This window comes from Paraburkholderia sp. C35 (genome assembly GCF_003121405.1).
Classification (GTDB): Bacteria; Pseudomonadota; Gammaproteobacteria; order Burkholderiales; family Burkholderiaceae; genus Paraburkholderia.
The window spans coordinates 25,534-39,493 of the sequence record NZ_QBUY01000085.1 but is presented as its reverse complement, the minus strand read 5'-3'; the positions used below and the strand labels follow the sequence as shown (position 1 = coordinate 39,493).

Genomic DNA, 13,960 nt, shown 5'->3' with positions numbered 1-13,960 from the left:
CTCGCCGCCCGCCGCGTCGGCGCGGAGATGGGTTTAAGAGACAGTGCCATTTCCGCGCATGCGCGACGCTGGATCGTCTGCTTGCTGGTCGTCGTGATCGTTGGTGAACTGGTTCATCTGGCCGTGCCTCTGCATTGGCTCGGCAAGGAAATCAGGCCTGCCATCGATATCTTTTCCGTTGCTCATTTTCTGCAACATCACGATGTGACGTGATCCGGCTGCGCGGCCGATGAATGGTATCGATGTGCGGCTCGATAGCGCGTGTCAATTCAAATGCGGGACGTTCAACTGGTGTGCTCAGGCACAATCAGCCCTTCGATTCGAGACTTGATCTGAAGATCGAACAGTTCTGCAGCGTGAGGCGCGGTGAGTTCTGCAGGCCGTTCCAATGTGATCTTGATCGCTTGACACACGTCGACGAAATACGTGCCGACGAACAATGATCGCTCGATATCCAGAGCTTTCGCGAGTCGCCTTACGCAGAAAAGATTGGAGCGCAGCGCCATTTCATAGTCTTCATCCGAAGCAAAAAAGATGTCGACGGTTAGCGTGCGCGCGTTGGGACACGCGCACTGGATGGCACGGGTGATCGTCGATAGCCGGCAAGTCCCGTGCGATGCAACGCGCGGCGGTGCATCTTCGATTGCCGACAGCGTTCGTTCATCGAGATCCTCGACGCCTGCGGGCTCTCCCAGTTCGAAGTAGACGGGTTGCGACCGACCGGTTCGATGCCAGTCGTCGCCATTCACGTCGAAATATTCGATTGGAAACAGCACCTGACGGACGGTGAGTTCGTTCTGGAGCAAATGGTGCGAGCTCCGTCTGTCGGCGGCGTGAAAGGCGCCTTGGTGTACGCCATCCAGCTTGATGCCGGGCAAACCTTGATGTTCGCCGCGATAAAAGAAGCTGCTACTGAAGCCGGCGGCATGTGCATCGATGGCAAAGAATTCCGTGCGATGTGTAGCGAGTACACCCTCCGGATAAGCGTGCAAATACGGGTGTGCCCGCCCGCTTTGAGAGTGCGTTGCGAGCGAATAGGGCGTGAATGGCCGTACTGAGTGCGCCGCTCGAAACACCGCCTTACCATCGCTGCTGATTTCCGCGCTCAATCCCTGCGATGGCAGCCCATGCTGGTCAGCGAACGCGGCATTCGCCAGCATCTGACCCGCATGATAGGCGAGCCCGGACGGGATGCCATGGCGGATCATGTCGGCTGCAAAAAGCGAGGCGCCACAGGCACGGGCTGCGATCACATACTTCGCGCCGCACACGAGTGCGGTGAGTATGGGATGGATGCCCATCTGTCCGACAAAAGTGCTGTTTCGCAGCGCTGCCTCATCGGGGTTTGCGGTGCCATCCAGCGGGCTCAGCGCGCGCGCTCGCATCGCGTCGATGACGAGTTCCGGGTCGACTTCCGAGCGAATCACCGCGACCTTCACATCCGATACACGCTGCTCCGCAAATACCGCTCTGGCGACATCGAGCAATGCGTCAATGTCGTCGTTGGTGCCGGACGTTCCGCAGTTGCCAATGATCACAGGGCCGTGAGTGGTGAGACCTGCCTCGATAACGGTTCGAAGGTCGTCGAGAATCGCCGCGCATCGCGAGGGTTGTGCCGGGTGTGTCGGGTGTGTCGGGTGTGTCATGTGGTTCGCGTGAGACTGCGCGACGCCTGCGTCCACGACGAAGGCGTGTGTTCCGGCCGACATGATCGTCTGCAGCGACGGGTATCCAATGCCTGTTCCCAGCGCGCCGCACACCGACGTTACGCGATAGGCCGACTTCACCATTCTGCTCTCCGTTACACGTACCCGGCGACATGCCATGTCCGTTTTGTGTAGATGAAGTCTGCGCCACTTAGACCTCGCTGAGAAATATCCAACGGTGATAGGGGCATAAGCAGCCTGTATAGCGAGAAGCGTGAAAGCCGGGCGGGGGTATAGGCGCTGGATATGGCTGCATCGGAAACCAGTATTTCTACTGCGCGGGCACTTTTTGGCAGACTTCGCCTCGCCAGCACGAGTATGAATCCCGACCTGCTTTTGACTGACGGCAGCACGGGAGCCAGCCTGATCTGGGCGAACGACGCGGTTCCGCCCGAAGATGAACGAACCATCGGATGCCGGCACTCTTTCATTCGCATCAGCGTGCGCGATAACGGGCGCCTGAGGCTACCTGCAGAGGACACGATGAGATTTCTACTGATCGAAAGCGATGTGCAGATCGGGCAAAAGCTTTTCCGGACACTTCGCGACGACAGCTACACCGTCGACTGGATTCGTAACGGCACGGATGCGGGTGCGGCCATTGCCAGCCCGAACTATGCGGCCATTCTGCTCGATCTCTGCCTGGTGGATATCACGGGGATTGATCTGCTCAAGACGGTACGAATGACAGGGAATCCGGTTCCCGTGCTGACGATGGCTAGCTGTGATGACATTGATGCACGGATCGGCAGTCTCGACGCTGGCGCCGATGATTGTCTGACCCGGACCATGAACGGCACTGAACTGCTGGCGCGGGTGCGCGCGGTGTTACGACGAAGGGCTGGGTACGCCACGTCACGCATCGGCAACGAATCGCTCAGTCTCGATCTGGAAACCCGAACGCTTCAACAGGACGGCGTGACGTCGCCGCTCTCCGCGCGTGAGTTTGCGCTGATGCACAGTTTCATGGAGCGCCCCGGCTCAATCCTGTCGCGTAGTCAGCTGGAAGACCGGATTTACGGTTGGGGCAGGGAAGTGGAAAGCAATGCGATCGACGTGCTGATCCACACGATGCGGAAAAAATTCGGCCAGTCGCTGATCCGTAACGTTCGCGGCATGGGGTGGATGGTGGCGCATTCCGTCGATGCTCGCGCCGCATCGACCAGCTTGCGGCACTGAGGGCAGCATGCGATCGACGCAGTGAGCATCCTGATAAGCTTCCGTATGTTCCGGCACTTTGCGGTAAGCCGGGATACACGCGGCGTGCGTCGAGTCGACTGTCCGTATCACCCGGTCTGGCATACAGGACGACCCGCACCTCTCTTCGTGAGAACCCGATGGGATCGGAGGCGGGCATGGATCGATCGCGAATCCAGGTGCGACACCTGCGTTACTTCGTCAAGATCGTCGAGGCGGGCAGCTTTTCGCGTGCTGCAGCGCTTATTCACGTGGCACAGCCTGCGCTGAGTCAGCAGATCAGCGAGCTGGAAGAGATGCTTGGCGTGTCGCTGCTCGATCGCAGCCCAAGGGGCGCGCGTGCGACAGCCGCCGGGAAGCGCCTCTACACCGAAGCGGTGGAGATCATCAACCGGATCGAGCATTTGCCGGATGTCGTGCGCGCAGACGGAGCGGAAATCGCAGGCGTCGTCAGGGTCGGGAGGTCGTCCGTGCTGGCATCGATTCTGTCGAGTCCCGTCACGCGAGCCTGCAAGGCTGCGATGCCGAATGTCACGCTGCACTTCGTAAGCGAAAGGAGTGGTCCGCTGGCGAGGCGTGTGAGTGCGCGGACGCTGGATCTGGCAATTATCTTCGATAGCGAATTCACGGCAGGACTCGATCGTCACATCCTGTTCAGACAGCGGCTGTTTCTCGTCTCGAAGGACGACACGGTATCGAGCCGGGACAGCATTTCCATGAAGGATCTGGCGGACTTGCCGCTGATACTGCCCAGTCATCCTCATCCTGCCATCGCGGCTGCGCTCGTCGATCCGCTGCTGAAAGAATCTGCGAACACAACACGTATCACGGTGGAAAACGACCTCTCTGCGACCTTGTCTGCTGTAGTCGCAGGCCTGGGGAGCGGAATCCTGGCGCTCGGTGATCTGGCGCATGTCGAAGGCGGATCCAGCGTAAGAGCCATACCGCTCGATCCTCCAATTTTCATGACGGCCACCCTGATCACCCATAGCGAATCGGATCTGACACCGGCCGCATCCGCGATCTACGTCGTGATTCGCAACCTCATCGCGCGATATCTGGATGACGGAAGAATCGCAGGCGCTTTGCGCGCTGATCAATAACGCTCCCACTAACGAACAAGACATCTTGTCCATTTTCGAGCAGACGTTGCGCGATCGCATGCGCCAGTATGCCGCTGGACGAGTAGCCTGCAAGTCGATAGGCGAGAATGCCGAAGGTCCGCTGTGGGGTCGTCTACGGAAGTTCGGCTTTCACCACGGATCCGCGGTGTTCGAGGCGACCTCGGATTTCCGGGTTGGGTCGATCAGGCGCATTCGCCGCCGACGCGCGCGCAGCTATGAACAGCCGCTGGACCGCGTTCGACCGTACTTTCGAGAGTTCGGTCGAACCGCACTGAAGACAGTCGCACTCAAAGGCGCACTCGACTACTCGGTCGAGCATTACTGATCTCCATATCCGGCGCTGAGAATCTCTTGGGACGCCACGCGCTGAACGGGGCGTCGACGAGAAATACGCGGCGAGGCTTTCTGATTGGTCGCGGCATTGGTGCCGGATCTTCTCCGATAGCCGAAAGGGCATTTCATGTTGCGAAATCTGGTCTGAATTTCCACTGGATCGGCTTTTTGCCGGTTGAAAGTGTGTTTTGCATCGCAAAAACTGCGTTCTATCTCATTGAAAAATAACAATAAAATATCTCTTATGTCTTATATAAGACTCGGCACGGGCGGCGCTACTATTTAGTCATGCAGTTCGCTTCGACAGACGTGGCGACGCGCTGAATCATTCAGTCAAATCCGCTCAGCTTCAAGGAGATACACATGGCCCAATATCAAGACGACATCAAGGCAGTTGCTGGTTTGAAAGAAAATAACGGCAGCGCCTGGAATGCGATCAATCCCGAATACGCTGCGCGCATGCGTGCCCAGAACCGGTTCAAGACCGGTCTGGATATCGCGAAGTACACGGCCGGGATCATGCGCGCCGACATGGCCGCCTACGATGCCGACCCGTCGAAGTACACGCAATCGCTGGGCTGCTGGCACGGCTTCATCGGCCAGCAGAAGATGATTTCCATCAAGAAGCACTTCAACAGCACCGAGCGCCGTTATCTGTATCTGTCCGGCTGGATGGTGGCTGCGCTGCGCTCCGAGTTCGGTCCGCTGCCGGACCAGTCGATGCACGAAAAAACCTCGGTGACTGCGCTGATCCGTGAGCTGTACACGTTCCTGCGCCAGGCCGACGCACGTGAACTGGGCGGCCTGTTCCGCCAGCTGGATGCCGCCGAAGGCGCTGCGAAGGCCGCGATCCAGGCGAAGATCGACAACCACGTCACGCACGTGGTGCCCATCATCGCGGACATCGACGCGGGCTTCGGCAACGCGGAAGCGACGTACCTGCTCGCGAAGCAGTTCATCGAAGCGGGGGCATGCTGTATCCAGATCGAAAACCAGGTGTCCGACGAGAAGCAGTGCGGCCACCAGGATGGCAAGGTCACCGTGCCGCACGAGGACTTCCTCGCCAAAGTGCGTGCTATTCGCTATGCCTTCCTGGAACTGGGCGTGGACGACGGCGTCATCGTGTGCCGTACCGATTCGCTCGGTGCCGGGCTGACCAAACAGATCGCCGTGACCCATAAGCCGGGCGACCTTGGCGACCAGTACAACTCGTTCCTCGATTGCGAGGAACTGTCGGCTGACGAATTGGGCAATGGCGACGTGATCATCAAGCGCGACGGCAAACTGCTGCGTCCGAAGCGCCTGCCGAGCAACCTGTTCCAGTTCCGTGCCGGTACGGGCGAAGCGCGCTGCGTGCTGGATTGCGTCACCGCGCTGCAAAACGGCGCCGACCTGCTGTGGATCGAAACCGAAAAACCGCACATCGCCCAGATTGGCGGCATGGTCAGCGAGATTCGCAAGGTCATCCCGAACGCGAAGCTGGTGTACAACAACAGCCCGTCGTTCAACTGGACGCTGAATTTCCGTCAGCAGGCGTATGACGCGATGAAGGCCGAGGGCAAAGATGTGTCGGCATACGACCGTGCGCAGTTGATGAGCGTGGAATACGATCAGACCGAACTGGCAAAGCTCGCCGACGAAAAGATCCGCACGTTCCAGGCTGATTCGTCGCGTGAAGCAGGCATCTTCCATCACCTGATCACGTTGCCGACGTACCACACCGCTGCGCTCTCAACCGACAACCTCGCGAAGGAATACTTTGGCGACCAGGGCATGCTCGGTTACGTGGCAGGCGTGCAACGCAAGGAGATCCGTCAGGGCATCGCGTGTGTCAAGCATCAGAACATGTCGGGTTCTGATATCGGCGATGACCACAAGGAGTATTTCAGCGGCGAAGCAGCCCTGAAAGCGGCGGGCAAAGACAACACCATGAACCAGTTCTGATCGTAGTGACGGTCGAAGCGAAAACGCCAACAGTGCCTGTTGGCGTTTTTTCCTGCCCACTAACTCGTGGGGTTCATCAGATGCAATGTGTTCGACGCGCGGGGCAGGTTCAGGAAGCTTTTCTCGAGCAACTGACCAACTGAAGTTATCTGCCCCTGCCGTCAGTCGAATTATCGGCGCGCTTCAGAGTCAACTGAATATTCAGCTATTCAACCGGTCAACTCGCAATATTGGATTGACCATGCTGGGTAGCAAATACTTCAACGATTGTCGCGATATTGTTGCGAGAGCGGAAGCGCTTGACGCGCACGTGCATGATGTTCAGAACCGATTCGGCGGCACTTTGCGAGTCGCTTTCCAGAGCTCATTGGTCAATATCATTGGAAGTGAGGATGCTGTATCCCACCCGAGATAATCTTCCGATGCGCTGTCGAAGCTTGCTGATTTTTGCGGCGGCTCACCATTCACTCAAAACGCACATGGTCGCGGGAAAGACAGGCTCTCGCCAATGCGTCAGCGTGAGTGACTGCGTGCCTGCTTACAGATTGCGGTGCGACGGCTGGACGGCCGCGAGTCGGCTGCCTGCAAACGGGTCTTGACTCCAATCCACCTTCGGACGAGCTTCTATCTTTGCCACTGCCTCGTGCCCGACTGCAAAGTGCTCCAGCGATTGTCCTGCGCTTATGGCTTGTTTGAGCCACTGCGGCATTTCCCCGTCGCCCGACCAGATCTCTCCGTTTGCACTACGGAATCGAGCGGTTTGCTGCTGAATCTGGTCTTCGGCGATGGCCGCTGCGAGATCATCAAGTTCCATCCCGACTTCCGCCATCCTGCGGCGTATATAGGCGACGATACTGTCGCGTTTTCTTTCATCCATGATTTTCCCCGTCCTACGATTTGCGCCCCATTGGCGACCTGCTGTAGCAACGCAAACGATGTGCCTTGAGAATACCACTCTCGTCTCGATAGTGCCGATTTCGTAGCTGTATGGCCCGTTCGCATGGTTGTATGGCATAGTGCGGCCATTGATAACCACGGGGAGAGAAATAAATGACAACTCTTGAGAAGGTCCAGGCACAAATTGCGAAGCTTCAGGCTCGAGCGGAAGCGCTGGCTGTAAAACAATCGTCTGGCGTAATCGCGAAAATCCGCGACATTATGGAAAAGCACGGTTTGACCACAACCGACATCGAAGCGCATATCGGCGGCTCGAAAAAACGTGGTCGCAAGCCGGGCGTTAAGGTCGAAGCTAAATCATCCGCGACGGCGGCGAAGTATCGCGACCCGAAAAGCGGCGCCACGTGGACTGGGCACGGTCGTGCCCCCGCGTGGATCTCTAAAGCGAAGGACCGTAGCAAGTTTCTGATCGAAGGGAATGCCTTCGCTGCGGCGCCTGCGGCAAAAAAGGATGCAAAGGCTGGGAACTACGTACGTGGTCCGCAGGCGCCGAAGTATCGCGATCCGAAAAGCGGTGCGACCTGGAGTGGCCGTGGACGTGCTCCAGCCTGGTTGGCGGAAGCAAAAGATCGCACGAAGTTTTTGATTGCTGAGGCGGGTGGAGACACGGCTGAGCCGAAGGCCGTCACAGTCAAGAAGGCCGGGGCGGCAACCAGGCCAGCCGCCAAAAAGCGCGTGGTGAAGAATGTCTCGGCTCCCGCAAAGAAGGCACCAGCGAAAAAGGCTGCGGCCAAAAAGAAAATTGCGGTCAAGCGCGGAACGAAAAAAACTGTCGCCAGGAAGGCACCTGTTAGCGCGGTTCCGTCCGCTCCCGCAACGGCTCCAGAAGCAAGCGCTCCGACAGCCTCTGCGTGATCAAACTCGCGCTCATCTGTGGCAGCAAGGTATTGGGACCCGGAATTCACCAGAACCGGGTTCCGGTCAACGTCTCGCAGACCTGCCAAAGGCGCATGGAATCTGCCTTACTCTGCGCCTGAGGTGCAATCTTTGCCGGACCTATGCGTTCGCCACGAGCCTCGAGTAGCCCTAGAGGGCCGTAGTATCCGCCGCTGGAGGCGTCGGGTGCCGTCGCCGCGTATAGCGTTGGTAGCGCGCCAGCCAGGTCGCTGTTGAATAGGGCGCCGATGATGGTGCCCAAAGCTGCTCGAGCCGCCCGGCCCACAGATGAACGATCGTCGCGAAACAGATTTGTATTTGCCACGCCGGGATGCGCGGCGACCGACATTACGCACGATTGGCGCGCACGCAGGCGCCTGTCGAGTTCGAAGGCGAACATCAGGTCGGCTAGTTTCGATTGACGGTAAGCACTCATCGGTCGGTAGTGATGCGTCGACTGCAAGTCGGCAAAATCAAGCTGCCCCGTCTTGTGAGCGATAGAGGCAATCGTCACCACACGAGGTCGTTCCGACGCACTGTTCGAAGCCATCTCGAGCGCGGGTAGGAGCAGGGCGGTCAGCGCGAAATGTCCTAGCACGTTGATGCCGAACTGCAGTTCGAACCCATCGCGTGTTTCGGCACGCCGGGGAGGAGCCATGACGCCTGCGTTGTTGACAAGAATATCGAGCGGCAGACGCAGTGCTAGCTGGCGGTCTGCGAAAGCACGTATAGAAGCGAGACTAGCCAGGTCAAGATGTTCGAGTTGTACTGCCGCATTGGGCACCTCTTGTCGTAGGCGAGCGAGCGCATTCGCGCCGCGTTGCTCATCGCGACACGCAAGGACAACTTCGGCTCCGCGCTGAGCCAGAATCGCAGCTGTGTGATAGCCAATGCCGCTATTTGCACCGGTGACGACGACGCGTCTGCCAGTTTGAGGAGGGATGCTTTCCAAGGTCCAATGTTTGCTCATGGCAGGGCTTACTTCTGATTTTCATCCGTGTAGAGTGGCGCAGCCCGTCGATTATCGGGTTGATTCGTTACAAACCGATTGAGTCTCAGCCCCCATCCTGTAGGGAGCCTTCGGACACAATTCGTGCGTATCGTCTCGATGCAACCCGCAGCCAGAATCGCCCGGCAGCCATTCGTCTCGAGGCGCTAACTTCGCCACAGCGGCCATCGATCAGTCGCCGTTCTGAGTTCGATGTATCGCGCTGCGCGTCGGGCACTCGATTACCGGCCTTTAACATGTCGAACTACAGCGAGGGACCGCCGAGACATGTAAGACGGCTTGGTGACGCTCCGGCTGTGAACTCGAGATCGGTTTTCGACCGCACGACCGGTTCTACACATTCGATGCATAGAGTCGCACCATCACATGCGAATCACATCCATCACCGTCTTCTTCTTGTCCTTGAACTGATAAATTGTGATGGCCGCATCCTTCAGATCGCCGTGCGGATCAAAGGCGATTTTACCGATCACCCCATCGTACTGCGTGACGGGCATCGCAGCCAGCACCTTCGCGCGCTCCGTCGAATTGGCGCGCTTCATGGCGTCGTAGATCACGTAGACGGCATCGTAGGCGAATGGCGCGTAGGCATCGATCGGCACCTTGTAACGCGCCGTATAGCGACGATCGAACTCCTGCCCTTTCGGCATCTTCGACAACGCGAGCCCTGCCTCCGAACACACCACGTTGCCGATCGCGTCGCCCGCGAGGCTCACCATCTTCTCCGTGCATGCGCCGTCGCCGCCCAGCACGCTTGCCGTCATGCCGAGATTCGCCGCCTGCTTCGCGAGTGGCCCGGCCGTTGCATCGGAGCCGCCGTACATGATGACATCCGGCCGCAAGCCCTTGATCTTCGTCAAGATTGCGCGGAAGTCGGTGGCTTTGTCGTTGGTCGCTTCGCGCGCGATGATCGTGCCGCCGCTGGCCTTCGTCGCTTTCGTGAACTCTTCCGCGAGACCTTGACCATAAGCCGTCGAATCGTCGATCACGGCGATTCGTTTCGCATGCAACGAATTGAGCGCGTAGCGCGCGAGCGCCGGTCCCTGTAATGCATCTGTCGCGACGACGCGAAATGTCGTCTTGTAGCCCTGCTGCGTGTACACGGGATTCGTCGAGCCTTGCGAGATCTGCACGACCTGCGCTTCGTTATAGATGCGCGACGCTGGAATCGATACGCCCGAGTTGATATCGCCGACCACGGCCACGACGCCCTCGTCGACGAGCTTCTGCGCGACCTGCGTGCCTGTGCGCGGATCGGCGGCATCGTCCTGCGAATCCAGTTGCAAATGCACCGGCTTGCCGCCAATCACGGGATGCTGACTGTTGATCTCATCGATCGCGAGCCGTGCAGCGTTTTCGCTGTCCTTGCCCATATTCGCAAGTTGTCCCGTGAGCGGTGCCGCGTGGCCGATCAGCACGACGGCGGGAGTGGCATCGGCGGCATGCGCCGGTGCCTGAATGGTGACCAGTGCGACGACACCGGCCAGAGAGCGAAAGTTTTGATTCACGGGCTGCCTCACATCGGTTATGAAGTTGAATGTGCGCTACGGTCTGGATCGCGCCTGAAGACCAGTATTCGTTCGCCGTAATTGCGCGTCCAACGAGAAATTCTTTTTGCCGCCGATAAACAAACGTTATGCCGCCGCAGCATCCGCGCCTTGACGCAGCAACGCTTCGACACTGCGCCCGATCGCGAGAATCGATGCATCCGCGAGCGCCGGTCCGCAGATCGACAGACCCACGGGTAGCTCGCCTTCGCGATGGCAAGGCAGCGTCAGCGCGCAACCGTCCATGAAGTTCACGACACTGGGATTGCGCAGCACTTTTGCGTTGATGGCGAAGAACGTGTCGTCGTCGTGTTCGATCTGCGCGATGGCAGGCGGCACGAGCGCGACGGTCGGCATCAGCCAGGCATCGAAGCGCGCGAGCCGCGTACGCGCGTCGCGCACGAAGCGCTCGCGTGCGGCCAGCAGGTCGATATAGTCGGCGGCGCTGCGTCCTTCGCCCGCGCGCAAACGCTTCAGCACGCGCGGGTCGTACGCGTCGGGGTCACGCGCGACAAGCTCGCGATGCCACGCCCACGCCTGTGCGGCCGTAATACCGGCAAGCGGATGGTGTCCCGCGACCTCATGCAACTCCGGAAACGCAAAGCGTTCGACCGACGCCCCCGCGCGTCGCAACATGCCGACTGCGCGATTGAATGCCGTGCTCACGGTTTCGTCGAGATCGTCCGCGACGTAGTCAGAGGTCACGCCTAGCCGGAGCCCTTCGAGCGGGCGCGGCGCTGTATCGAGCGTTTGCCCGGACACAACGCTGTCGATCAGCACACAACAGTCGACGCTGCGCGCAATCGGCCCCACCGAATCGAACGCTGACGACAGCGGCACGGCACCTTCGAGCGGCACACGCCGCGCGGTCGGCTTGAACCCCGTCAGCCCGCAGAACGCCGCCGGAATGCGGACCGAGCCGCCCGTGTCCGTGCCGAGCGCCGCGGCCACGTGCCCCCGCGCGACGGATACCGCCGCGCCCGAACTCGACCCCCCCGCCAGCCGCCCAGCGTGCATGGGATTGAGCGGCGTTCCGTAGTGCGGCTTCACGCCAAGGCCTGAGAATGCAAACTCGCTCATGTTGGTGCGACCGACGAACACCGCGCCCGCTTCGCGCAGACGCGCCACGGCCGCCGCATCGCGTACGGCGGGCGCGGCATCGCGCAGTATTCGCGAACCGGCCGTCGTCACCTGTCCTTTGATGTCGAACAGATCCTTTACCGAGACGGGCACGCCGGCCAGCGCCGAAGGCACGTAGCCACGCTCGCGAAACGCGTCGCTGGCGTCGGCGGCTTCGCGCGCCGCCAGCCGGTCGATATGCGTATAGGTCGCGCCGCCGCGCGCGAGATCGGCGTCGATGGCGGCAAGACTCGCATCGAGTAACTCGCCCGCCGACAGGCTTTTCGTCGCCAGCGCCTTGCTGGATTCACGGATGGTGCGCATCGCCGTTACTCCGTATGCGCGAGCGCATCGACGCTATAGCGATGCCGCAAGCTGCGTCCCAGCACGGGATCATGCAGTTCCAGTTCGTACGCGTTTGCAGGCGTCAGTGCGCCGAGCACGGGCTGCGTGCCGCAGAACAGCACCGTCTCGGGAATCATCGATGTCGCGCCGAACGCTCGCCAGATCAGCGGCTCGGGATGCATCAGCCGCGCGAGCGTGCCTTCCTGATAGCGGATGCGCTCGCCGTTCGCGTCGATTCGCCAGCTGCGCGCGATCAGCGCGTCCCAATGCGCGGCCACTTCCGTGTAGCGCCACAGCGTCTTTCCGAGCGGCTTTGCGCACATCTGCTTCGACACGGCGACGTCGTAGCCTTCGACCTTGCGATCCGTATGATCGGAACCGATGCCGACCAGCAGGCCGTCCGCTTCCGTCTGCAACAGCACGACTTCCACTTCGCCTGACGAATGCCCGCCGATCACTTCGATGCCGTCCGCAGTGGTCAGCAACGCAGGCGCGACTTCATAAAAACACGGCACGCTCGACGGCCGGCGCACGCCGATCGCTTCCAGTTCGCGGATATGATGCTCGACCTCGGCCGCATCGCGTCCCGCCCAGCCCGCAATCACGAGACGGCTCGCGTTCACCCGCACAGCTTGTCCGCCTTCGATTTCGCATGACACGTTCTTCATTGCAACGTCCTCTGTTTTGACAAGGTGTTTGCCCTTTCACCAGCGGGCATTCGATGCAAAGTTTTGGCGCGCGCCGCACGCGTGTCCAACAAATTAAAGTTGTCGCGCGGCTGAAAATTTTCTTGTCACGTAGCGCAGAGCGCGGCGCTACACTGGGCCATTCGTGCTTGCCTCGTCAGGGTTGTGAATGAATCTGCGATTTCTGGAAACCTTTGTCTGGCTAGCGCGGCTGCGCAGCTTCCGGCTGACGGCCGAACGTCTGCACGCAACCCAGGCTGCCATTTCGAGCCGCATCTCCGCGCTCGAACAGGAACTCGGCGTGCGGCTGTTCGAACGCGGCCCGAAGGAAGCGACGCTCACGCAGGACGGCACCAAGGCGCTGCCGTTCGCCGAACAGATGCTGAAACTGAACCAGGCGATGCTTGCAAGCGTTGGCGATCGTTCGAAGGTGTCGGGGCTGCTGCGGCTTGGTGCGATCGAATCGATCGTGCATACGTGGCTGCCGGATCTGCTCAAATGCATCCGCGACGAGTATCCGAATCTCGTCATCGAACTGACCAGCGATACATCCGCGAATCTCTCTGCTCAACTCGCGAATGGCCACATCGACGTGTCGTTTCAGACGACGAGCGTCGCGGGCGCGGATATGACCAACGTGCCGTTAGGCAGCCTGCCGATGCGCTGGATGGCTAGCCCCGCGCTCAATCTGTCCGCGCAGGCGCTGACGGAAACCGAACTGGCCGCGTATCCCGTGATCAGCTTCGCGCGTCACTCGCCGCCGCATGAGTTTCTTGCTGGGCTGTTCGCGGCGAGTGGCGACGTGCAGGTGCAGATCAACTGTCTTTCGTCGGTGGCGGCGATCATCCGGCTCGTTATCGACGGGTTCGGCATCGCCGTGCTTCCGCCCGCATTCGTGATGCGCGAACTCGAAGCGGGCCAGTTACAACTGCTGCAAGTCACGCATCGGGTGCCCGCGTGGCCGCTCGTCGCCGCATACCGACGCACGCCCGACAGCCTGCTGGCCGAGTCGATCACGCGACTCGCGCTGAACGTTGTGCTCGATTTCAGCCTGAAACATGGGCCCGAATTCGCGTTGTTCCCGCCATCGGACGACGCCATTGCACGTGTCTGACCG

General features: G+C 60.0%; 13 protein-coding genes. 7 read left to right on the top strand and 6 right to left on the bottom strand.

Annotated features, from left to right (window positions below; translation table 11 throughout):
- A partial coding sequence (locus DK391_RS44530) for a hypothetical protein (protein WP_162600968.1) occupies nt 1-213 on the top strand: 213 nt, incomplete at its 5' end.
- 71 nt (nt 214-284) lie between these two features.
- Here DK391_RS44530 and DK391_RS33045 read toward each other — a convergent pair.
- Nucleotides 285-1,487, bottom strand: coding sequence for a DUF4387 family protein (locus DK391_RS33045; protein WP_239483019.1), 1,203 nt, complete (start codon nt 1,485-1,487; stop codon nt 285-287).
- A gap of 465 nt (nt 1,488-1,952) precedes the next feature.
- On the opposite strand from DK391_RS33045, the gene DK391_RS33040 reads away from it, so the two are divergent.
- The 4 genes from DK391_RS33040 (at nt 1,953) to DK391_RS33025 (ending at nt 6,304) form a co-directional block, all read left to right on the top strand.
- Nucleotides 1,953-2,885, top strand: coding sequence for a response regulator transcription factor (locus tag DK391_RS33040; RefSeq protein WP_343225460.1), 933 nt, complete (start codon nt 1,953-1,955; stop codon nt 2,883-2,885).
- A gap of 176 nt (nt 2,886-3,061) precedes the next feature.
- Entirely contained in the window at nt 3,062-4,006 is a 945-nt protein-coding gene (locus DK391_RS33035) for a LysR substrate-binding domain-containing protein (RefSeq protein WP_162600966.1), read from the top strand.
- Nucleotides 3,966-4,352: a hypothetical protein gene (locus tag DK391_RS33030; protein WP_109482204.1), complete on the top strand. Its 387-nt coding sequence runs from the start codon at nt 3,966-3,968 to the stop codon at nt 4,350-4,352. The genes DK391_RS33035 and DK391_RS33030 overlap by 41 nt, the downstream gene beginning before the upstream one ends.
- 371 nt (nt 4,353-4,723) lie before the next feature.
- Nucleotides 4,724-6,304 (top strand): isocitrate lyase, encoded by a 1,581-nt coding sequence (locus DK391_RS33025; RefSeq protein WP_109482203.1) that lies wholly within the window; start codon nt 4,724-4,726, stop codon nt 6,302-6,304.
- Between the two features lie 538 nt (nt 6,305-6,842).
- On the opposite strand, the gene DK391_RS33015 is transcribed toward DK391_RS33025, so the two are convergent.
- Nucleotides 6,843-7,181: an H-NS family nucleoid-associated regulatory protein gene (locus DK391_RS33015; protein ID WP_109482201.1), complete on the bottom strand. Its 339-nt coding sequence runs from the start codon at nt 7,179-7,181 to the stop codon at nt 6,843-6,845.
- Nucleotides 7,182-7,354: 173 nt separating this feature from the next.
- On the opposite strand from DK391_RS33015, the gene DK391_RS33010 reads away from it, so the two are divergent.
- The gene (locus DK391_RS33010; RefSeq protein WP_109482200.1) at nt 7,355-8,116 is read left to right on the top strand and encodes an H-NS family nucleoid-associated regulatory protein; all 762 of its coding nucleotides are present in this window, start codon (nt 7,355-7,357) and stop codon (nt 8,114-8,116) included.
- A gap of 46 nt (nt 8,117-8,162) precedes the next feature.
- On the opposite strand, the gene DK391_RS33005 is transcribed toward DK391_RS33010, so the two are convergent.
- From DK391_RS33005 to DK391_RS32990, 4 genes are all read right to left on the bottom strand, one after another.
- On the bottom strand, nt 8,163-9,107 hold the full coding sequence (locus DK391_RS33005) for an oxidoreductase (RefSeq protein WP_109482199.1): 945 nt from the start codon (nt 9,105-9,107) through the stop codon (nt 8,163-8,165).
- Between the two features lie 401 nt (nt 9,108-9,508).
- Entirely contained in the window at nt 9,509-10,615 is a 1,107-nt protein-coding gene (locus DK391_RS33000) for a branched-chain amino acid ABC transporter substrate-binding protein (protein WP_239483020.1), read from the bottom strand.
- A 165-nt stretch (nt 10,616-10,780) separates the two neighbouring features.
- A complete protein-coding gene (locus DK391_RS32995; protein WP_109482197.1) occupies nt 10,781-12,136 on the bottom strand; it encodes an amidase in 1,356 nt (451 codons plus the stop codon).
- A 5-nt stretch (nt 12,137-12,141) separates the two neighbouring features.
- On the bottom strand, nt 12,142-12,825 hold the full coding sequence (locus DK391_RS32990; RefSeq protein ID WP_109482196.1) for a DUF2848 domain-containing protein: 684 nt from the start codon (nt 12,823-12,825) through the stop codon (nt 12,142-12,144).
- Between the two features lie 187 nt (nt 12,826-13,012).
- Here DK391_RS32990 and DK391_RS32985 point away from each other — a divergent pair, with 187 nt between their 5' ends.
- On the top strand, nt 13,013-13,957 hold the full coding sequence (locus DK391_RS32985; protein ID WP_109482195.1) for a LysR family transcriptional regulator: 945 nt from the start codon (nt 13,013-13,015) through the stop codon (nt 13,955-13,957).
- Nucleotides 13,958-13,960: the final 3 nt, after the last annotated feature.

Excerpts from the sequence above, each read along its gene's own strand:
- DK391_RS33040 (WP_343225460.1), top strand. The coding sequence starts at position 1,953 with ATGGCTGCATCGGAAACCAGTATTTCTACTGCGCGGGCACTTTTTGGC.
- DK391_RS33035 (WP_162600966.1), top strand. The coding sequence starts at position 3,062 with ATGGATCGATCGCGAATCCAGGTGCGACACCTGCGTTACTTCGTCAAG.
- DK391_RS33030 (WP_109482204.1), top strand. The coding sequence starts at position 3,966 with ATGACGGAAGAATCGCAGGCGCTTTGCGCGCTGATCAATAACGCTCCC.
- DK391_RS33025 (WP_109482203.1), top strand. The coding sequence starts at position 4,724 with ATGGCCCAATATCAAGACGACATCAAGGCAGTTGCTGGTTTGAAAGAA.
- DK391_RS33015 (WP_109482201.1), bottom strand. The coding sequence starts at position 7,181 with ATGGATGAAAGAAAACGCGACAGTATCGTCGCCTATATACGCCGCAGG.
- DK391_RS33010 (WP_109482200.1), top strand. The coding sequence starts at position 7,355 with ATGACAACTCTTGAGAAGGTCCAGGCACAAATTGCGAAGCTTCAGGCT.
- DK391_RS33005 (WP_109482199.1), bottom strand. The coding sequence starts at position 9,107 with ATGAGCAAACATTGGACCTTGGAAAGCATCCCTCCTCAAACTGGCAGA.
- DK391_RS32995 (WP_109482197.1), bottom strand. The coding sequence starts at position 12,136 with ATGCGCACCATCCGTGAATCCAGCAAGGCGCTGGCGACGAAAAGCCTG.
- DK391_RS32990 (WP_109482196.1), bottom strand. The coding sequence starts at position 12,825 with ATGAAGAACGTGTCATGCGAAATCGAAGGCGGACAAGCTGTGCGGGTG.
- DK391_RS32985 (WP_109482195.1), top strand. The coding sequence starts at position 13,013 with ATGAATCTGCGATTTCTGGAAACCTTTGTCTGGCTAGCGCGGCTGCGC.